At 59.5% G+C, this 19,345-nt stretch carries 18 protein-coding genes; 5 read left to right on the top strand and 13 right to left on the bottom strand.

Going from position 1 to position 19,345, the window contains the following annotated elements; all coding sequences use genetic code 11:
- A partial coding sequence (locus tag IMCC21224_RS27510) for an adenylosuccinate synthetase (protein WP_197089320.1) occupies window positions 1-525 on the top strand: 525 nt, incomplete at its 5' end.
- On the opposite strand, the gene IMCC21224_RS24145 is transcribed toward IMCC21224_RS27510, so the two are convergent.
- Window positions 453-1,540, bottom strand: a protein-coding gene (locus tag IMCC21224_RS24145; RefSeq protein WP_156178101.1) for an IS3 family transposase whose coding sequence is annotated in 2 segments (ribosomal slippage) — window positions 453-1,279 and window positions 1,279-1,540 — 1,089 coding nt in all. Because the reading frame shifts where the segments join, the coding sequence is not laid out codon by codon here. The two genes, IMCC21224_RS27510 and IMCC21224_RS24145, sit on opposite strands and share 73 nt — an antisense overlap.
- A 110-nt stretch (window positions 1,541-1,650) precedes the next feature.
- On the opposite strand from IMCC21224_RS24145, the gene IMCC21224_RS24135 reads away from it, so the two are divergent.
- Entirely contained in the window at window positions 1,651-2,343 is a 693-nt protein-coding gene (locus IMCC21224_RS24135; RefSeq protein WP_047998118.1) for a hypothetical protein, read from the top strand.
- 13 nt (window positions 2,344-2,356) lie between these two features.
- Here IMCC21224_RS24135 and IMCC21224_RS24130 read toward each other — a convergent pair whose 3' ends face one another.
- Complete coding sequence (locus IMCC21224_RS24130; protein ID WP_231582218.1) at window positions 2,357-3,418, bottom strand: hypothetical protein; 1,062 nt, start codon at window positions 3,416-3,418, stop codon at window positions 2,357-2,359.
- 234 nt (window positions 3,419-3,652) lie between these two features.
- Between IMCC21224_RS24130 and IMCC21224_RS28325 the strand changes: the two genes are divergently transcribed.
- Together IMCC21224_RS28325 and IMCC21224_RS24115 are read left to right on the top strand one after the other, a co-directional pair.
- Entirely contained in the window at window positions 3,653-4,174 is a 522-nt protein-coding gene (locus IMCC21224_RS28325) for a hypothetical protein (protein ID WP_197089322.1), read from the top strand.
- Window positions 4,175-4,319: 145 nt separating this feature from the next.
- Window positions 4,320-5,407 (top strand): IS3 family transposase gene (locus IMCC21224_RS24115; protein ID WP_156178101.1). Its coding sequence is split into 2 segments (ribosomal slippage): window positions 4,320-4,581 and window positions 4,581-5,407, totalling 1,089 coding nucleotides; the frame shifts between segments, so codons are not numbered across the junction.
- Window positions 5,408-5,441: 34 nt separating this feature from the next.
- Here IMCC21224_RS24115 and IMCC21224_RS24110 read toward each other — a convergent pair.
- The 7 genes from IMCC21224_RS24110 to IMCC21224_RS24080 form a co-directional block, all read right to left on the bottom strand.
- The gene (locus tag IMCC21224_RS24110; protein ID WP_231582217.1) at window positions 5,442-7,154 is read right to left on the bottom strand and encodes a type IV secretory system conjugative DNA transfer family protein; all 1,713 of its coding nucleotides are present in this window, start codon (window positions 7,152-7,154) and stop codon (window positions 5,442-5,444) included.
- Window positions 7,155-7,162: 8 nt separating this feature from the next.
- Window positions 7,163-9,496, bottom strand: coding sequence for a relaxase/mobilization nuclease domain-containing protein (locus IMCC21224_RS24105; RefSeq protein WP_047998115.1), 2,334 nt, complete (start codon window positions 9,494-9,496; stop codon window positions 7,163-7,165).
- A complete protein-coding gene (locus IMCC21224_RS24100) occupies window positions 9,483-10,076 on the bottom strand; it encodes a helix-turn-helix domain-containing protein (RefSeq protein WP_047998114.1) in 594 nt (197 codons plus the stop codon). The genes IMCC21224_RS24105 and IMCC21224_RS24100 overlap by 14 nt, the downstream gene beginning before the upstream one ends.
- Window positions 10,077-10,592: 516 nt before the next feature.
- Window positions 10,593-10,799 carry a hypothetical protein gene (locus IMCC21224_RS24095; RefSeq protein ID WP_007120662.1) on the bottom strand — a complete coding sequence of 69 codons (207 nt, stop codon included), beginning with the start codon at window positions 10,797-10,799 and terminating at the stop codon, window positions 10,593-10,595.
- A gap of 537 nt (window positions 10,800-11,336) precedes the next feature.
- Window positions 11,337-12,266, bottom strand: coding sequence for a DUF2493 domain-containing protein (locus tag IMCC21224_RS24090; protein ID WP_047998113.1), 930 nt, complete (start codon window positions 12,264-12,266; stop codon window positions 11,337-11,339).
- A 741-nt stretch (window positions 12,267-13,007) separates the two neighbouring features.
- Window positions 13,008-14,393: an IS1182 family transposase gene (locus tag IMCC21224_RS24085; RefSeq protein WP_047998112.1), complete on the bottom strand. Its 1,386-nt coding sequence runs from the start codon at window positions 14,391-14,393 to the stop codon at window positions 13,008-13,010.
- Window positions 14,394-14,676: 283 nt separating this feature from the next.
- The gene (locus IMCC21224_RS24080) at window positions 14,677-15,606 is read right to left on the bottom strand and encodes a LysR family transcriptional regulator (protein ID WP_231582216.1); all 930 of its coding nucleotides are present in this window, start codon (window positions 15,604-15,606) and stop codon (window positions 14,677-14,679) included.
- 103 nt (window positions 15,607-15,709) lie between these two features.
- Between IMCC21224_RS24080 and IMCC21224_RS24075 the strand changes: the two genes are divergently transcribed.
- Window positions 15,710-16,429, top strand: coding sequence for a putative quinol monooxygenase (locus tag IMCC21224_RS24075; RefSeq protein ID WP_045320533.1), 720 nt, complete (start codon window positions 15,710-15,712; stop codon window positions 16,427-16,429).
- A gap of 243 nt (window positions 16,430-16,672) precedes the next feature.
- On the opposite strand, the gene IMCC21224_RS24070 is transcribed toward IMCC21224_RS24075, so the two are convergent.
- The 4 genes from IMCC21224_RS24070 to IMCC21224_RS24055 all read right to left on the bottom strand — a co-directional run bounded on the left by IMCC21224_RS24070 (window position 16,673) and on the right by IMCC21224_RS24055 (window position 19,250).
- Window positions 16,673-17,254 carry a rhomboid family intramembrane serine protease gene (locus IMCC21224_RS24070; protein ID WP_047998149.1) on the bottom strand — a complete coding sequence of 194 codons (582 nt, stop codon included), beginning with the start codon at window positions 17,252-17,254 and terminating at the stop codon, window positions 16,673-16,675.
- Window positions 17,255-17,402: 148 nt separating this feature from the next.
- Window positions 17,403-17,939 carry a hypothetical protein gene (locus IMCC21224_RS24065; RefSeq protein WP_231582215.1) on the bottom strand — a complete coding sequence of 179 codons (537 nt, stop codon included), beginning with the start codon at window positions 17,937-17,939 and terminating at the stop codon, window positions 17,403-17,405.
- 155 nt (window positions 17,940-18,094) lie between these two features.
- On the bottom strand, window positions 18,095-18,823 hold the full coding sequence (locus tag IMCC21224_RS24060; RefSeq protein WP_047998109.1) for a DUF736 family protein: 729 nt from the start codon (window positions 18,821-18,823) through the stop codon (window positions 18,095-18,097).
- A gap of 124 nt (window positions 18,824-18,947) precedes the next feature.
- Window positions 18,948-19,250 carry a hypothetical protein gene (locus tag IMCC21224_RS24055; RefSeq protein ID WP_047998108.1) on the bottom strand — a complete coding sequence of 101 codons (303 nt, stop codon included), beginning with the start codon at window positions 19,248-19,250 and terminating at the stop codon, window positions 18,948-18,950.
- Between the last annotated feature and the right edge of the window lie 95 nt (window positions 19,251-19,345).

Below are 19,345 nucleotides of genomic sequence, written 5' to 3'. Positions count from 1 at the left end.
GTGGCTGGCTGCCTCTCTGAAGCAGGGATCGCCCCAGCTCGACTTAACCGCGCTATTATGGTCGTTCGAACTTACCCTATTAGAGTTGGTGGAACCTCTGGCTGGATTGGTCAAGAGATTGAGTTTGAAGAGCTAAGCAACCGATCCGGCATCCCTATAGACGAGCTACGAAAAACCGAGACGGGAAGTGTTTCCTATAAACAGCGCCGCGTCGCAGAATTTGACTGGGGCCAATTACGGCATTCAGTAATCCTGAACGGAGCTACTGAGATCGCCATAACATTCGCGGATTACTTTGGCATTGAGAACCGCGCAGCAACGACCTACAGCGAGCTTAATGATGGCGCCCAAGACTTTGTCCAAAAAGTCGAGAGGGTTGCTGGTGTACCAGTTACGCTGATATCGAAGGCGTTGGTAATCCCCCCATTTTTAATGGGGTGCAGCCGTAGAACTTACGCGGCCATTTTCAGTTTCTGTGCGGGTGTGATGCCGCCGATGCCCATGTTCGGGCGGTCGTTGTTGTAAGTCCAGAGCCATTGCGTGGCGAAGTCTTGGGCCTCCTCGATGTTTTCGATGATGTGTTGGTCCAGCCATTCATTCCTGACGGTGCGGTTGTAACGTTCGATGTAGGCGTTCTGCTGGGGCTGTCCTGGTTGGATGTGCTGGAGGGTAACACCTTGTTTCTCAGCCCATTCCAGCAGCTTGATGCTGATGTATTCAGGGCCATTATCGACCCGGATCGTGCCGGGCTTGCCACGCCATTCGATGATGCGATCGAGGCTCCGGATCACGCGTTCAGCAGGCAATGAAAAGTCGACCTCAATGCCAAGCCCTTCGCGGTTGAAGTCGTCCAGCACGTTCAGCAGTCGAAACTGACGACCGTCGCTCAGCCTGTCGGCCATAAAGTCCATCGACCAGGTCATGTTGGGGGCCTCGGGTACCGCCAGCGCGTCGGGTTTATCCCGCTTTAGCCGTTTGCGGGGCTTAATCCGCAGGTTCAGTTCCAGCGCGCAATAGATGCGATAGACCCGCTTATGGTTCCACGGATGACCTTTGACGTTGCGCAGGTGCAGATAGCAAAGTCCGAAGCCCCAAGTCTTCCTCGTATCCGTCAGCCCGACAAGCAAATCGGCAATCTGTTCGTTCTCATCGCTCAGAAGCGGGCTGTAGCGATAGCAGGTCTCGCTAACCCCAAAGGTGCGGCACGCCACGGCGACACTGACCCCGCGTCGCTCTACCGCCGTTGCGGCCATCTCTCGTCGCTGAGATGGCCCAGTCACTTTTTTCCAAGGGCTTCCTTCAGCAACTCGTTCTGCATGCTCAACTCTGCGAACATCTTCTTCAGGCGTCGGTTCTCGTCTTCAAGCGCCTTGGTCTGCGCGATCATTGAAGCATCCATCCCGCCATACTTCGCCCGCCATTTGTAAAAGGACGCTGTGCTCATACCATGTTCGCGGCAAAGCTCGGCCACCGGAACACCGCCTTCGGCCTGGCGCAGGATCGCAAGGATCTGCGGCTCACTGTATCTCGTCATCTTCATCTGAATCTCCTCATGCATCTTGCCGAGAAAATTCTACTTCCGCAGCCCCTTACTTTCGGGGGGGATTACCCGTTCGCAATAGATTCTGTGATCAAGCGTGTGACTGTATAATGGACGAGCAAGATTTAGTTCTGCGGTATCCTCGCCTTTGGCATATGGCGCACCAAGGGGCATGGCCTGCAATTCGTGAGCGTGGGTTGATGAGTTCCACAGCCTTGCTGGAAGATTATGTTATTCAGGGAGATCAAAGAACTCGCTTAGAGACCATGCGTCGACCTGAATCGGTTCACATCGCACATCCCGACCGTCTCGGAGCTATCATTCGCGATCAGAAACCAATGAGTGACGCAGCATTGATCAAGTGTCTTGATGCTGGGCTAACTCCAAATCAATGGTACGCGTTGCTAAATTCCCGAACATTCTTTTGGTTGTCGCGCGACAGAATCTGGCGACTGTTGAAAGCACGGGCATATCGCAACCTACCGCAGACCGTTCTGACTATTGATACGGCCAGCTTGGTTGCTGCTCACAGGGAGCGGATTTGGCTAAGCCCGATCAATAGCGGTTCGACGCTGTTCAAGCCACAGCCTCGTGGGCTCGGCACATTCATGCGCATTGGAGATTTTCCGTTTGAAGAGCGATCTGGCACTCGCGCTGCAGCAAATAACGTTGTTGAATTGCTAGTTGAGCACTCGGTCCCCGACATGGCAGATCATGTGCTAGCCGTACATGAGGTAATTAATGATAAACTGCTTGGCGAGATCTGGCGATCTCCCGACGCTGATGACAACGACCACCCTTGATCTTTGCCGGAGTCTAAACCAGACGAGCTGGAGAGCCCTTCTTGCGCAGTAGATCAGCGATATGACTGGTCACACCGACATGACCATTGACTAAAACTCCACAGCCGTCAGGCAGCGAAGCTAGCAGGTTTCTGATGGCCTCGAGGCCATCAGACGCACTAACTTCACGCCAATCGCTAGCTTCTCCAGGAACAATGACCGAGCCACTGCTTTGGGTGATACCTACATGCAGCTGTACGCACCAAACTTGACTCCCATCATGTACCCATTCAATCCGAACGGGACCGAGGACCTTGGAAAGCTTGCAGTGCAGTAAGGAGACGTCACGAGTAATCTCCTTCGGAAGCGCGGCGGGTTGATGTAGACCAAGCATTAGCTGGTCGCCCTCCCCTGGCACACCTTCAATTACGATTTCATCATCCCGCCCAGTAATTGCAGCACCACTCCACGCTGCGACAACCGCATCTTGCTTAAGCAGCGACGCAATGGCGGAACCGGTGGGATCCTCTGTTGCCAATAGCGTAAAAGGATCGATCCACCCTTTCACGGTTGTAAATAGACCAGGTTGAGGTTCAAAAGGACAGGTACGTGTCCAAATCTCGCCAGAGCCTGTCGCGGTCCCAAATGAGAAAGGCGCAAGTTTTCTCGGAATTACGAGCGTTGAAGGAACTGGAAAGCCCAACCTATCTGCTACCAAAAGGCCGAATGTCTTGTCGCCTAAGTGTCGACTAAAGTTGTTTGGCCAACGTATGGGCTGCTTAGCTGGGGAAACTACGTCTTCCTCGTGCTCCCACAAAAGTGTATGAGATCCTTTCCACCCACAAGCATTTGGATGGATGCTAAACTCTGTTCTCTCATTTGCCGACCCTTCAAGCTCGGGTCTGAAGCCGTACACTTTCTCTAAGAGGGCCATTCCCAGGTCGAAGGGCATCGACAGGACGCCGGGCTTCTCAACGCAGCGGGGCGTGTCATCTGGACTAAATTCGATGATATCGCCTTGGACAACTCCGGATACACCGCCATCACTAACGTCAATCGTTTCATTGACGATCGTGTGCAGTCCCTCAAGGCTCAAACGCTTTACCGCAGAGCAAGCGCTTTCGACAGACGTTAGCGCATATAGAAATTCACGGCTGCGTGGATCTTCAGGCAGGTAACTCCTAATATTTATCGTACCTGCGCTACTTCTATTGAAAAGTACCTCGATGGCGGCTTCGATGTCAGGAAATACCTCGTTAGCTTCGTGTCCGACTAGTCGAGAAAACGTCTGTTGAGGCGATCGATTCTGATCCGGTGCGAAGGACACAAATTGCGCTACGTTTCCGCGAGCAGCCAGTCTGTTAAGTATCTCATCTTTATGGATCGTCATCGAACACCTGTGTCTTGGAGCTTTTTGACGGAAAGCCAACTAGCGAGTCTTGTCGGAGCAGCCACCCGATTTGATGTGGATTCGGCTTCCATTCATCCGTCTATCGACATAACCGGCGATCTTGAACCCTACACTTCAGTTCTAAGCGCTTTCAGGACCGCTTTTGAATTTGTTCTAAGCCTATCTGCGCTTCCAGCGAATGTCCGAACTCCACCCCGCACGACAGACAGACAAGCCACGCTACCGAGCAACCAGCTTTTCACCACCCCCTTCCCGCAGCATCGCTTCCATGTCGTCCAAGCCATCGACGGCGGAGCGCATCTGCGCCTCATTTACTACGCTCGCTGCCTCTGCATCGGCGACCTGGCTCCCAAAATCCATCTCCATCTGACGCTGTTCCTCGGCGATAACAGCTTGAACGACGGGCGCGGTCTTTTTTGGGGCGACGTCGGTTTGCCCTGACGTTTGACTGCCAGCAGCTTGGCTTGCGCTCTCCACAACGGCGTCAGACCCACCTGGTCCGTTCGCGGGTGGAGTGGTAATCCCCCCCGAAAGTAAGGGGCTGCGGAAGTAGAATTTTCTCGGCAAGATGCATGAGGAGATTCAGATGAAGATGACGAGATACAGTGAGCCGCAGATCCTTGCGATCCTGCGCCAGGCCGAAGGCGGTGTTCCGGTGGCCGAGCTTTGCCGCGAACATGGTATGAGCACAGCGTCCTTTTACAAATGGCGGGCGAAGTATGGCGGGATGGATGCTTCAATGATCGCGCAGACCAAGGCGCTTGAAGACGAGAACCGACGCCTGAAGAAGATGTTCGCAGAGTTGAGCATGCAGAACGAGTTGCTGAAGGAAGCCCTTGGAAAAAAGTGACTGGGCCATCTCAGCGACGAGAGATGGCCGCAACGGCGGTAGAGCGACGCGGGGTCAGTGTCGCCGTGGCGTGCCGCACCTTTGGGGTTAGCGAGACCTGCTATCGCTACAGCCCGCTTCTGAGCGATGAGAACGAACAGATTGCCGATTTGCTTGTCGGGCTGACGGATACGAGGAAGACTTGGGGCTTCGGACTTTGCTATCTGCACCTGCGCAACGTCAAAGGTCATCCGTGGAACCATAAGCGGGTCTATCGCATCTATTGCGCGCTGGAACTGAACCTGCGGATTAAGCCCCGCAAACGGCTAAAGCGGGATAAACCCGACGCGCTGGCGGTACCCGAGGCCCCCAACATGACCTGGTCGATGGACTTTATGGCCGACAGGCTGAGCGACGGTCGTCAGTTTCGACTGCTGAACGTGCTGGACGACTTCAACCGCGAAGGGCTTGGCATTGAGGTCGACTTTTCATTGCCTGCTGAACGCGTGATCCGGAGCCTCGATCGCATCATCGAATGGCGTGGCAAGCCCGGCACGATCCGGGTCGATAATGGCCCTGAATACATCAGCATCAAGCTGCTGGAATGGGCTGAGAAACAAGGTGTTACCCTCCAGCACATCCAACCAGGACAGCCCCAGCAGAACGCCTACATCGAACGTTACAACCGCACCGTCAGGAATGAATGGCTGGACCAACACATCATCGAAAACATCGAGGAGGCCCAAGACTTCGCCACGCAATGGCTCTGGACTTACAACAACGACCGCCCGAACATGGGCATCGGCGGCATCACACCCGCACAGAAACTGAAAATGGCCGCGTAAGTTCTACGGCTGCACCCCATTAAAAATGGGGGGATTACCGAGTCATCGGCATGGCGCGCACACTCAGCGGCAGATTGCCCTGCGACCCACCTCCCCCCGGCTCCGGAAACGGCAACTCCCCCGTCTGTGCCGCGTGGACCGCCTTGAACAGCCGGTCGTCAAAATACTGGATCCGTTTGACCCGGATCGGCATCTGGCCGTCGACAACCATGACGATCTCGTCGAGCGGCAGGCGGCGCGCCTCATCTTCAGGTAGCAGAGAACTTTCTTCTGTCCGTGTAGATTGGCTGCGCCCTTCAAAGGGGTTCTTGCCGATGGACTGGGACCGCGTGATGACGGTCTTCGTGGTCTTGCCAACAGCCTTGCTGAGCTCCTCGACAGTCTTTTCATCTGACGGTGTCAGGTAGAGCTTCACGCCGGCATTGCCTTGCAGGGCGCGACGGGTGTTCTCGCCGTAGATTTCATCGAGGGCGGGAATGGTTTGCGTGACCACGGCCAGGTGACCGCGATAGGTGCGCAGGGTCTCGATGCTTTCGACCACGATGGGCATCTTACCGAGGCGATTGAACTCGTCGAGCATGATCATCACGGGCCAGGGCTCATCCGGCCCTGGGTCCTTTTCCTGCATGGCCGAGAGAAGATCAGAGAAGAAGAGCCGGATCAGGGGTGCGAGCGGCTTCACCATGAGGGGCTGGACCACGAGATAGACCGAAAAGGGCTTCTTGCGGATTGTCCGGAAATCAAAGTCCGACACCGCCGTCGCCTCATCGATGGCCGGGTTCTGCCATTGGTCAAGCCCCGAGGTCATCAGGAGCGAAACATAAGAGGTTAGCGTGTCATTGTTGGTAGACGCCAGCCGCGTGAAGATCAGCTTGGCCGCCCTGTTGTCGACCTCATGGCCCCGCGCGAAATACTCCTTCTGCTTGTTCCCGCCCGAGGCCGCGATGCGGTAGATCTCGCCCAAGGTCGGACGCTTGCGCTGGAAGGCCAAGAGCCCTGCCGCCACGAAGAGATCGATCCCGCCCTTGAGGAGGCCCTGCACCCGGTCATTGTCGCTCTGCAGGAACAGCGTCGCCAGGAGCTGCAGTTCCATCTGCTGGCGCGCGGGATCTTTCAGTTGATAGATGCGCAGGAGCGGGTTGTAGCGATGCGTGCGCTTACCCTCCCAATCGGTGGGGGCAAAGCGATAGACCTTGTCGCCTTGGGCGGCGCGGTGCCGGGCCGTGGCCTCAAAACACTCGCCCTTCACATCGAGCGTCACGGCGGAGCCTTGCCAGGTCAGCAGGTTCGGGATGACAAAGCCCGTGGTCTTGCCACGGCCCGTGGGTGCCACGATCAGCGCGTGGGGGAAGACCTTCGAGCAGATGTAGTTGGCCCGGGAGCCCGGCGGCCCCAGCTTGCCGAGGATAAACCCGGTGCCAGGCGCCCCGAAAAAGCCGTTGGCCTTCATCTCGCGCGCAGTCTGCCAATGGGTCTGGCCAAAGCGTGTCAGGGCGGACCCCGAGAGGGCGAGGCTCAGCATCAGGCCGGCGGCGGCGAAGCTGCCGATAATCAGGTGGATGAGTTGGGCATCCTCCGGGCGGCGATCGAGGATCGCCAGATAATTCTGCGCGATATAGGCAAAATCGATCTCGGCCCCGAAGCCGAGATCCTGGTAGGTCAGCACCGCCGAGGCGATGGTATAGCCCATGGCCCCGGTCACCAGCGTTACCAGCAAGACCCCTGTTGCGATCCGCGCCTTTCCCATGGAGGCGCTCAATGGACCTGACCCCGCTCGGTCTCGCCATCCACGTCTGTCGCGCGGTGTTTTTCATACTCGGCGTCGGCAAGATCATCGACCACCTGGCGCAAGGCCTCAGTATTGGCCGTCGCGGCATCGGATTGAAGATAAACCTTGGCGACATAGAGCCGGTCTAGGCGGTCCTCGAGAACCTTCTCAAGCGCATCGGCATCACCGGATGTGAGCCGGTCGAGTTGGCGAACGTCCAGCACCCGCGCGATCTCGTCGCGAAATGCGTCCCGCTCCGCCTCGGTCTCGAAGGGCGCGGACAACTCCCCCGCCCGCTCATGGTCCAGGACACGCGCAATCTCGTCTGCAAGGCGGTCAACACGGACAGACTGCGGCGCAGTTTCATCGCGGGTTGCGAGGATGTCGTCGCGGGTGCCAACCCCGAGCCCGTCGCGCATCTCGTTTTCGCGGCGAACCTGATTGATGGCCTCTGTGTCCCGTATCTCGACGACGGCTGCATAGGTTGCACCGAGCCCACGGGCGAGATGGGACGGCATGTCCGGATAGCGCGCTCGCAAGTCATCCGTGACTGCATCCGCAACGGGCGTGCGGAGGTCGCGTCCCTCCATGATGCGGTCGACCTCGCTGGTGATCTCGCTGGCGCGGGCCGCATCGGTGATGGTCTCCCTGTAGGGCTCAGACCGGTCGATCACATCGCCAGGGCGTGCGAGCAGATCTGGGTGTGCCTCGAGATATGCGCGCTGCTCCGTCTCGATCCGGCGCTCCGCCCGTGAGACAACCTCCCAGTCCCGGTCCTCGATCTGCTGCGCTGTCAGGCCGTCTGCGCGCATCTCCTGACGGATTGTCCCTTCCATCGCCCGCACCGCGCCCTCATTATAATGGAAATGCTCGCTGACCGGTTCCGCTTCCATGACGCCATCCCGGCGCAGCACGTTCTCCCGTTCCAAAAGCGTACCAAGCGCGACATGCACATCGTTGAGAATGTCGCGCGCCTGTTCCAGATCGGCGCGGCGCTCGAGGTTGAGATCCCGCGCTTCGGCCACTTTGGAGAGATCATTGGCGATCCATTGATGCTCGAGCGCTGCATTTGAGGCGCCCGTCTCGATCCGGGCCACCACTTCCGATGTGCTGATCCCGGTGCCGTGTAGTGCCGCGCCAATGCGCGATCTCAGGTCGGGCTCGGCCAGTCGCTCGCGCTGGCTGGCGTCGATATTGGCCTCGGAATAGATCCCGCCCTCCGAGGGGGTCTCTGACAGCGTGGATGATCGCAAACCGAGAGGCTGCATGTGCTGGACCTGCGTCTGGATCTCGATGAGGCGTTTTTCCAGCACGGGACGTTCCGCGTCGGACTTCTCGGCGATCATGCCCTGCACCCGTGCGAGCTTCTCCGCATAGAGGCTTCTCAGATCCTCGAAGCTTTGATCCTCGGCCATATACACATCTCCTGTTCGGTCCACCTGCCCGCCGCGCGCCAGCACCTCGCCCGCGCGGAAGAGTGCCGCGGCGATGTCTTCCCGGGCCTCCCGGGAGGCCTCTGCAGCAAGCGAATGGTAGACGGTTCTGGTGTTGGCGATCTCCGCCAGCGTCCGAGTCAGGTCGGCCCCCAAGCGTTCGCGCTCGCGGGGCGCGCGACCCTCGTCTTTCGCGGCATAAACCTCGCTTGTGCGGGCTGGGTAATGCACGACGCCGCGATCCACCCGCCGCGTGGCTTCCAGACGCACACCGTACTTTTCCGCCTCCTCGACCATGGCGAGGCGGAAGTCGTCATAGTTGAAGCGGTGGTTGCGCCCCAGAAAGAAGAACTCGCCTTCTTGCGAGCGGCGGTTCAGCACCAGATGCGCATGGGGGTGATCGCGGTCCTCATGCACCGCGATGATGTAGTCGAAATGCCCTTCGTCGGTCTGGAAGAACCGCTCGGCCACGTCCGTCGCGATGTCGCGCACATCCTCGCCCCGCGTGCCGATGGGGAAGGACATGAGCATGTGGGTGGTCTGGCCCAGCTTGGGTTTGAAGCCCGCATCCCACCGCTTGGCAAAGCGCTCTGTCAGGTCCTTGATGTCGCCCGCCTCAAGCTTAGCCTTGCCATCCAGAAAACCGCTACTGTCCACGATATGGGTGGACTTGGTGGTGAGGTAATCGAGCTGGTTTGCAAGCTGCGATTTGGTATGCGTACCCCCACCCCGGATCGCCTTGAAGACCGCCGGCCGGTGCCCTGCTGCCGCGCGGGTAAGCTGGGTCTGCTTGGCCACGTGCAGCCCTTGCATCGAGCCCCGGACGCGGCTCCAGCCATCCCGGAAGACCTCGCCCGTGACGGCATGGACGGCGTCATTCAGCCGCATGGGCAAACTCCCTCAGCGCGGCCGTGGCCTGCAGCTGCATTGCCTCTCGACGGCGGCGCAGAAGCAGATCGATCTCGTCCGCGGAATCCAGAATGAACCGCGCCAGCCCGCGCATCTGCGCAAGGCGCAATTCGGTGAACTCGGCACTCGTGCCCCCCACGGCCCCCAGCCCCCGCCGGTTGGCCTGCGTCATCTGTTTGGCGATCTGCGCGACCCCATTGCCGACCTCGTGCAGCGAGGCGCGGTAGCGCGCCATCTCTGCTGCCGTCTGCGCGTCCGGAACGAACACCCCTCCTGCCGCCTGAATGAGCCGCCGCAGCCCCTCGGCCCGGCTCTCGATCCCCGCCTTCGCCAACACCTCGTCGAGTGCCTCAAGCTCCGCAGCCGTGACCTTCACACTGACCGCTGAGACCGGGATCGCGGCATCCGTCTGGCGCTCGGCATCGGCTTTGAGCGTGTACTGGATCGCCCGCACCGACACGCCAAACCGTTCCGCCAGCACAGACGTGGAAACGCCTTCCGCAGCTTTGCGAACGATCTCCATGCGGTCCGCATCTGTGAGACGTTTTGAGCGCGACATGCGAAGAAAGACCCCCTATTTCCTGCCACCTTCCACCAAGGCTGCCCCTACCTTACGATAATATACCTAACTGTCAATTATATACTTACGTCGCATTCGGTTTCAGGCAGCCTTGGTGTCCGCTTCCCCCGCGGCCCGCAGGGACGCGGGCCTGCCCCCTCACCACCAGCACAGCCTCCAGCTTCGGAGGTCCCCTTCCCCAGCACCGCCCGAGGGTCTGGCCGAACACGCATGTGTTCGGACGGAACCGCGGGCGGGCGCGAACCCCTCCGACTGGGCGGACAGGCAGGGTCAAGGAGGGCCAGATTTGGCTTGCCAAATCTCTGCCGCAAAAACCGGGAGGCCCTGGCCGATAGGTTTTTGTGGATGGCCCCCTTGAGGCTGACTGGCCGGTCTGTCGCGGCCTGATCATTCCGGGCGGAGTGCGTCCGTTGAACGCGCAGGGACCGGCATCCTTGGAACAGGGATCGGGCCGCCCCAAGATCATCCTGGGGCGGCCCATCCTCGTCAGAGGATTTAGTCCTGGGGATCTTTCGCGCTCGGTGGGAACATCACCAGCTCCGAGACCGCGACGGGAAAGTCGAGCTTGAGGCTGAAGAACTCCGATCCATCCCCGTTGCGGGTGTTGCGGAACATCGCACCTACGCGCTGAAAACGGGTGCGCTCCTGGCCATCGGTATCGGTGAACTTGACGGGGACGGTGGCGACGTAGTGGTTGGTCATTTGGGTTACTCCTTGTTGCGATGGGGATCACCCGGCACGGGGCAAGAGGCCCGGTCGCAAGCCCAAATGCGGAGGGTCCGCGGCTAGCTGTGGAAGCCGTATTTGTGCTTGCTGAAGCGTGAGCGCAGGGCACGATTGGGCCGACCCCGTGCGATCCACATCTATGAGCAAAAAGGAGTGATCCGGATGACCCTTGCCATCACGCAGCCGCCACCATCCGCGTCCGCGTCCCGCCGAGCCTGGCCGGGGTGCTGACGGAGCCCGCCCGCGTGGATGCGATGTTCCGAAACACGCCCCGAGGGACGTGCAGCTCTTCAGCCTCAAGTGCGACGTCTCGATCTCTCGCGTCTTGTGCTGTTAATGATGTGCGTGAGGTGCGCACCATCCCGAGCCCATACCGATGCGGATGGACCGCACTCTGACGGACCGGGTAGAGGGATAACGGTACTGGACGCCGCAGACTGCCGATCACGCGTGACCGATCGCACGCACCATGAGACATAACGAAAGGGCCGCGCCAAGCGCGACCCCCTCTCTTCAATCCTGCGACGCCGTCTTCGCCGGGTCAGCAACCCGCATGACCGTCAGACCTTTCGCTTCCGCCTTCTGCCCGAGGTTCAGCGCGACCCCGTTGCCGCCGAAGAGTACAACCCCCGTCGCCGCGAACTTGTCGTCCAGCATTTCGTCGTTGCACTTGAACGGCGCCGCCCGCCCATGCGCGGACCAGCGCGGATCGAAGCGCGCCTGCGCGACACCCCGTGCCCGGGCCCACCGAGCCGCAATCATCTCCGCCCCGTGCTTGCCACCCTTGTGGCAGAGGAAGATCTCCTGATTGCGGTTCTGTTTGATCCGTTCGCGAACCTTGTCGAGCGTGTTGAAGATCACATCGACATCGGTCCAGTCGGTGGCGCCCGAGACGATCAGGGGCACCCCCTCGACTTTCGACTTCTCGGCGGTTTCACGGTCGTGCTGCTCGAGGAGCTGCCGCGCCTCGAAGACCGCCCCGGTCTCCTGCGCCCGGACGCTTGCGCGCGACCCGGCTGCCGGAATGAAGGCGTGGCCCGTCTCGATCTCGTAGCATTCCGCCGCTGCCTCGCTCATCACCTCGATGGCGCTCACAATCTCGCGCAGCTGCAGAAAGCGCGCCTGCGCCTCTTCGAGCGCGGTCTCGGCGATCTCCGATCCGTCGTGGGATTTTGCCAGCGCGCCGATCTTGTCGGCGGTGCGGTCGACCTCCTTGCCAAGCGCCACCTTGCGCCGCTGCAGTATCGTCGCGAGCCCATGGGCCAGCGGTTCGATTTCGGCTTCAAGCCCGGTCCCGCGCAGCTGACCGAGCAAAGCCTCGAAGCTCTCGCGGATGATGTGGTCGGTCAGGACGTGATCCTCCGGGATCGGGAGCTGCGCGTCCCTCTCGGTCAGCCCGAAAAGTTCGATGGTCTCGTAGGTGTTTGCGGTGTCGTAAGCCATGTCTGGTCTCCAGTGTTCGGTTATAGAGCCACCACGTGAGTGTGGGGGCATGGCCGAATGTCTGGTTTCCGAATCTGCCCGGGTCAGGGACGGCGCAGCCGCCGGCTTGCCGGGCGCAAAAGTTTTCCGCGCGCAACACCCGAGACACGCGCGCCCTCACGCACGGGACCGCGCCGCACCACGAGCGGCGCCCTCGCCGAAAAGTTTTGCGATCCTTGACGCGGGCTGATTTGGGGGCCATCCGGAGGATATGCTTCCGCACTCATGTGTGTGTGTTTTGACGGTAGGTTTGCCCGACCCGAGCAGGCAAACGGCCCGACCGGACGCGGAAGACGGATGGAGCGGCGGGATCGTTTTGGCCTCGGGCCAAAACAGACCAGAGCGCAATCCGGCGGAGCGGCCGGGGAGGGACGTGCTCGCCAGGCGGGCAAACCGGGATGCCAGGCGCGACGCCGCGGTGAGGCCGCATGGCCGAATGCGCGACGGACCGAAGGGCCGTTCTCCCCTGCGACACGCGAAGCCGAGCAGGGGAGGCCGCAAGGCTCTGGCCACGGTTGATGTGCAGGGACTACGCTGCCGACTATAGGGATTGCTTGTCCAGGCATTCGACGTGATCGGCGGATTTTGTTGAAAAAGTCGGCCTGAGAACGGGTTTTTGGCTGCCCTCAGCCTCGGGTGTCGCCGTTTGGTTCGGGCAATCGCCCGTCGCGCCGCCTTGTGGCGATTATCTGGCCGCTCAGATCATGCCGCAGCCTCCGAGTTGGCGCAGTGAGGCCGCAGCTTCGCGAGTTTTCGGAGGTTCTGGGCGATGGCAGCGAGGAGGAACTCGTCCTTGGCGCCATTGGGGCCACGCAGGCGTAGGCGGTTCAAGCCGAGGATGCGCTTCAAGTGTGCGAAGAGCATCTCCACCTTCTTACGCTTGTCGCGGGATACCTTGTGAGCCTTGGTTTTGCGGCATTCGCGGGCGAACTCGCGTGCTTCCTCGTGGGGTTCGCGGGTGACGTATCGGGCCTCCGCTTTCGGGCAGCAGATTTCCTTGGATGGACAGGCCTGACATGTCGCCTTCAAGGCACGATATTTCTTCCGCCCGCCGGTGTCCTGACCCCGGTTCGGATCGGAGTAGTTCCGGCGATACTGTTTGAGGGCGTGACCCTCGGGGCAGATGTATTGATCATTCGCCTCGTCCCATTCGAAGTCGGATCTGGACCAGGTGCCATCGGTCCGCTCTGATTTATCGATGACAGGGATGAAGGGGATGATGCTGCGCTGTTCGACCAGCCAGCCAAGGTTCTCGGCGTTGCCATATGCCGTGTCGGCCGCCAGCCAATCCGGTCGAATGCCGAACCGCTTCTCCGTCCTGTCCAGCATGATCCGCGAGGCTCCGACCTCAGCCTGACGGATCGCTCTCGTGGCTTCGACATCCATGATCACCGAACTCTTGGTGTCGATCAGGTAGTTGGTGGCATAGGCAAAATACGGGCGGCTTTCCTCGGCGCGGGTCCATTGCGCAGCCGGATCGGACTTCGCCACGAACTTCGGCTGGACCGGCGACGCGGCCCCGAAGGCGGCATCGTCGAGTGTCTCCAGGTATTCCCGCGCTGCCCGGTTCCCAGCCTCGCGCGCGACCTCAGGGCTCCAGTCCTCAGCTGCGATTGACCGGGCCTTGTTGGCGTCAGCGGAGATCAGGCTGGCATCCACGGCAAAGCCCTCGCCGGACACCAGGTCCTCCCTCAGGCACCGCTCGACCGTGGCCTCGAAGATCTGTCGCAGCAGATTGCTGTCGCGAAACTTGCCATGGCGATACCGCGAGAACGTCGAGTGATCCGGGACCTTGCCCTCCAGGCCCAGCCGACAGAACCACCGATAGGCGAGGTTCAGATGGACCTCGTCGCAGAGGCGACGTTCCGACCGGATGCCCATGACGTAACCGATGACCAGCATCCGTATAATCAGCTCTGGATCAATCGAAGGACGCCCCATGTGGCTATAGAACGGGCGCACGGCCTCCCGCATCTCATCCACGTCGAGGAAACGGTCGATCTCGCGAAGCATATGACCGGAAGGAACATGACGCTCCAGATCGAAGTCATAGAACAACTGTGCCGGTGCCGTTTGGGTGCCCATCATGACGAAATCCTCCAATCTCCTCATAATCAAGTGAATCAAAGGACTTGCCGCGCTGCAACAAAGACTTTTTCAACAGCATCGGCGGAAAGCGGACATTCACTGCGAGTGCGAAAGCATACTGTCTGAGACATGATTGCGACAATTATTGTCTCAGCGTCAGCGCCAGTTTGACCTGCCCCCATTTTCAGAACCACTCGTAAGTCGAGCCTGATGGCACGAAAGCATCGTTTGAGCCCTAATTGCAGAATGATACACGATGCGCCCGGGTCGATAACCGGCGTCGTTATGCTGGCGTGCGCATAATCTCACGGATCAGATCGTTTGTTTCTGATCTCGTCGTTTGGTGCCGATATCGAACGGCCAAAACAGTTCGTGTTATTTCAAGGCCATCGATGGGTTTCGACACCAGGCCCATGTCTGATGGAATAGCGGTGGCTGGTAGGATCACCGCACCCGAACCCTGCCGGGCAAGTTCGATTAACCAATCCACGCGATTTGACCGATAGGCCGCGTAGAGGTCGTAACCTTGATCTGCGCAGGTTCCATGTAAAGTATCCCGCATTTCGCAATTCAGTCTGTCAAGCATGTCAGTTTGAGCAAGCGTCGAAAGAGAAATTGTATTTAGTTCAGACAATGGATGCGACTTTGACACCACGACCTTGTAGTCCTCTTCATAGAGAATGTCTATACGATAGAGGTCTTCACTGACCTTGTCCGCGGTGACGACAACGTCAAAGTCACCATCTCGCAACCCGGAAAGAAGCTCGTGGGATGACGCAACGATCAATTCGATTTCGGCTTGCGGCACGCGCTTGCGCATACGCTCCATAGCTGCCGAAATTCTGCTGTGGCCAATCGTTTCGCCGACACCGACAGTGATAGGAACTCGCTCCAACCGCATATGACGGACTGCCTCGGCCTTCGCCTGTCGCGTCTCGTCGTATATTTTCTGCAATCTTGGCTGCACGAGTTTTCCCAGCGCGGTCAGCCTGCAGCCTGCACGGTCTCTGACAAACAGGTCACCTCCAAGTTCGTCTTCAAGTTTCTTGACCGCAGTCGTCAAGGAAGGTTGGGAGACATTGGAGGCACTGGCCGCGTGGGTGAAGTTTCGGTGCTCGCAGACAGCGAGAAAGTATCTGATCTGGTTCATTTCCATCGCCGCATTCTCCGTCACATCTCCGGCCGCGCCATCAAAACAAGTTCGATAGTCCATGTCTATCAAAGAATAGCATTTCGGAATTGGAGTCCACCGCATCCGGCATGGGACAAGAGTGCATCGAAACCAAACACGATGCACTTCAAAGCAGGGGCCGACCATGAAATCGCAAATTCTTCAGACACTCGCCGCACTGGCTCTGATCGCAACTTCTGCAACTGCACAGGACAATCCAATGGAAAATCATACCGCCAGCTACATCGCCATGCCCGCCGCCGAAGGCCAGTCCGAAGCTTTCGCGGAGTTTCTGGCGGGTGCCGCACCTATCGTGCGGGACACAGAGCCGGGCACCGTCCTTTGGTTTGCTCTGCAAGCCAACGATACGCTCGCAATCTTTGACATCTTTGCAGATGAAGAGGCACGGAACGCTCACTTCTCAGGAGCGGTTGCTGCGGCTTTGAACCAAAACGCCGACACACTGGTCGACGGAGGATGGGACGAAGGTGTTGTCGCGAATATCAACAACTCCGATGTCCTGTCGGTCAAGGCGCCGGTTGATCTCACCACGGCAACGACCGCAACTTACATCAAGCTTGAAGCTGCGCCGGGGAAAGGCCGCGAATTGGCAGCCTTGCTGACCGCCGCCGGCCCCATCGTCGCAGATACCGAACCCATGACATTGTTCTGGGCGGCGCTGCAAATTGACGAGAACAACTTTGCCATCTTCGACATCTTTGCCGACGATGCTGGCCGCGAAGCGCATTTTGCCGGACAGGTCGCCGGGCTACTGAATGAAAGGGCTTCGGAATTGGTCTCGGGCGGATGGGACGATGGTGTGGTGGCAAACGTCCGCAATTTCGACATCCTTGCTGCCAAGTAATCTCGAGCTGCGTTAACAAAGAAGTGCCCGGTGCAACCCATCGGGCACTTTGCTATTTGAGTTGAGAGTAAAGCCAAGTCGGTCGATTAACCGCAGCGAAATGGCATTTTATCCCAGTCTGCTGATGCTTACCCATTGAAAATTCTGCCGCCTATGCAAATGACCGTTCTAGTGCAGCTGCGCTCCAGCGCCGGACAGCTCGCCGAGCGGCAGCTATGGGCCGACAACGTAGGGTGTACTGCTTCAGTCCAAATCGACACCGCCGAGGCGCGGCACATGGACATGCGTCCGGACAAGGGATGCAGCGACAGCGCCCGCGATGGCGCCGAAGAGATGCGCCTCCCACGAGACGCCGGGTTGGCCCGGAAGAACGCCCCAGAGAATGGAGCTATAGAGGACACCGACCAGTAGTGCCGCGCCCAGCGTGATCGGGGAGCGATCCACGAAGCCGCGCGCGACGAGGAAGCCAAACCAGCCGAAGACCAACCCTGACGCACCGATATGGATGGCGGAGCTTCCGAACAGCCAGACGAGTCCGCCGCCGAGGCCGATCACCACTGCGTTCACCGGCAGCAAGGCTCGCGTGGTCGTGGCAACCAGCAGCCCACCCATCACCAGGAGAGGCGGCGTATTGGCCATCAGATGCGCGAAGCTTCCGTGCATCAGCGGCATGGCGACAACGCCATCCAAACCATCGAGCTGCCTGGGGATCAGGCCGAAGGCCGGGTTCAAACCGTAGCCAGTGATCCAATTGACGACCTGAACCGCCCAGAGCAGCGCGACAAAAGCGGCAAGCGTTGCGGCGCGCCGCAAGAAAGCGCGCATGTGATCCCGTTTCATCATGTTCGCGACAGTAGACGTCCCCACAGCGCCTTCAACAGCTTTCGCGCGCTGCACAGGGTGCCCCTTCCGAGAAAGGGGGTTTGAGGCGGCCAACCTCGGTACGGCTCAAGCCAGGAGAATCGCTTCGATCTTACACAGTGTTCCCCGGTCGCAGCGGCATGATTTCACGCTCGGGGCGCTTCAGGGCTTCGGCGTATTTGCGGGCATTGTCATCGATCGTGCTGTGCCACAGCTTCGAGACAAACGCCCGAGCGTCTTGGACCGTCATATCGTTCAGCGATGAGGACAGCGCCATGAAAAGTTCATCCTCGCTGATCGCAGCGGCGCGGTGCATGGCGTCCGCGTAAAATGACGGGTCGTTGAGAACCTGCTCGCTCAGCGGCATCCGCGCCAGGTTCTCTTCCGGGATCGCCATGAAGATCGTGTCCTGCAAGTCGGTCAGATACGCACGCCGCGATGTGGACACCGGCTTTCCCGCCGCCTTGGCCTCCAGATATGTCTGCCTTGTCCTGTCGAGCTTTGCCCTTGCATGGGTCATGATGACTTCACGCTTTCGGGCGGGTGGCGCAAATCCGGTGCAGCGCTCGATATGGGCGAGGAGATCTTCAACCTCTGCCTCAACATTAAAGCTCTCGAACCATGGAACCGTCCCTGATCTAGCCGCCACGCGCCCGCCCTCGATATTACGTTAATATATTATTGTATCGCATTTGCACCTGATCGCAAGCGGGTGGCGTCCTTCACGCCAACGGACATGGAAAAAGGGGAACCGTGATCCCACGGCTCCCCTTTCGGTTCAGATCGTCTCCCCCCGCGCGCCCATTAGGCGACCAAGGAGAGCCCCGCGCCTGCGTCCTGCGGCTGCTCACCGCTGTCGATGAACGGGATGATCGAGAAGGTCTGCCCGCCGCGCTGTTCTTCGTTCTGCACGGCGTTGACGCGCAGATCGCCATCGGGCGTGTTGATCAGCAGCGACAGGTAGTCATTGCCTGTGCGGCGGCTTTTCGCCATCCAGGCCGAGCCAACGCGGATCGGCGTGCCCCGGGGCGAGCTGACCTCGATCCGGTAGTCGGGGTGGGTCTCCTCGGTCTTGTAGCTGTTCTCGATCAGCATGAACTCCAGATCGAACATCATGTTGGCGATGTAGCCGGTGAAGGCGTTGTCGGCGTCCATGGCCGTGAGCTCGCCCGAGATCGAGCCGGATTTCATCAGGCCGTTCGAGACCAGTGGGATGATCTCGAATTCGCCGATCTGGGCCGCGCGCGCCTCTTTCGTCTGCACCGCGTTGACCCGGAACGGGCCCAAGCCGACATCGATCTGCATCGAGATGTAGGGGTTGCCGCTGGTATTCCCGGTCTCGTTCCAGGCCGTGCCGATACGCACCTTGCGGCCTGATTTGTTGACTGCCGTCACGTCGTAATCCGGGCTGCGAGCGGACATCTTGGCCCGTGCCTCGAGCTGGATGGCGATGTCAAAGCGCGTCGAATGGATCATGCCGGTGTACTCGGCGGCTGCGGTCTCGACATTGCGGGTGAGGGTTCCTGCGAACATGGGATGGTTCCTTTTGGATTGGCCGGTGCCTGACGTTTTTGCCAACGCATCCGGGATTGCTTTCTCGACCCCTTGAGGGATCACAAATCAGAAAGCCTGCTTTCCTTTCAGCCCCGCCCACGGGTCAAAGCTGCCGTCCGAGTGGGAATGCCCCCGCGCCTCCGGGTGCTACGCCCCTCCCCTGCCCGTCTGGTCTTGATTGGTTGCCCGGATTTTCTGCGGCGTCCTTCGATTGCGCGACGAAGAACTCCGTTTCTTTTCCGTTCAACCGGTGCCCGCCCCGGTCGGTCAGACCGATGCAGCTACCATTCGGCACAAAGGTGACGAGGTACTGACCGAGCCGGTCCTTGTGGACAACGTATCCGGTATTGGCCCAATGCACGGTCTGGCCGGCATCAACGGCCGCCTTGATGTCTTCGAGTGTCATGCGAACCTCCTTACGAAGAATGGTGGGGAAACGACGCAAGAAGTCCGATCTTCTGACCGGGCTTCCATGCAAGATTTGTTTGGCAAACGGCCGAG

Source organism: Puniceibacterium sp. IMCC21224 (assembly GCF_001038505.1).
Lineage (GTDB): Bacteria > Pseudomonadota > Alphaproteobacteria > Rhodobacterales > Rhodobacteraceae > Puniceibacterium.
The sequence above is the reverse complement of the archived record's forward strand: the minus strand, read 5'-3'. Positions and strand labels throughout refer to the sequence as shown.

Bases quoted from the DNA above. Each gene is read 5' to 3' on its own strand.
- IMCC21224_RS24060 (WP_047998109.1), bottom strand. From the start codon at position 18,823: ATGTTCGCAGGAACCCTCACCCGCAATGTCGAGACCGCAGCCGCCGAG.
- IMCC21224_RS24055 (WP_047998108.1), bottom strand. From the start codon at position 19,250: ATGACACTCGAAGACATCAAGGCGGCCGTTGATGCCGGCCAGACCGTG.
- IMCC21224_RS24075 (WP_045320533.1), top strand. From the start codon at position 15,710: ATGAAATCGCAAATTCTTCAGACACTCGCCGCACTGGCTCTGATCGCA.
- IMCC21224_RS24110 (WP_231582217.1), bottom strand. From the start codon at position 7,154: ATGGGAAAGGCGCGGATCGCAACAGGGGTCTTGCTGGTAACGCTGGTG.
- IMCC21224_RS24095 (WP_007120662.1), bottom strand. From the start codon at position 10,799: ATGACCAACCACTACGTCGCCACCGTCCCCGTCAAGTTCACCGATACC.
- IMCC21224_RS24085 (WP_047998112.1), bottom strand. From the start codon at position 14,393: ATGATGGGCACCCAAACGGCACCGGCACAGTTGTTCTATGACTTCGAT.
- IMCC21224_RS24080 (WP_231582216.1), bottom strand. From the start codon at position 15,606: ATGGACTATCGAACTTGTTTTGATGGCGCGGCCGGAGATGTGACGGAG.
- IMCC21224_RS24070 (WP_047998149.1), bottom strand. From the start codon at position 17,254: ATGCGCGCTTTCTTGCGGCGCGCCGCAACGCTTGCCGCTTTTGTCGCG.
- IMCC21224_RS24135 (WP_047998118.1), top strand. From the start codon at position 1,651: ATGGACGAGCAAGATTTAGTTCTGCGGTATCCTCGCCTTTGGCATATG.
- IMCC21224_RS24100 (WP_047998114.1), bottom strand. From the start codon at position 10,076: ATGTCGCGCTCAAAACGTCTCACAGATGCGGACCGCATGGAGATCGTT.
- IMCC21224_RS24090 (WP_047998113.1), bottom strand. From the start codon at position 12,266: ATGGCTTACGACACCGCAAACACCTACGAGACCATCGAACTTTTCGGG.
- IMCC21224_RS24105 (WP_047998115.1), bottom strand. From the start codon at position 9,496: ATGCGGCTGAATGACGCCGTCCATGCCGTCACGGGCGAGGTCTTCCGG.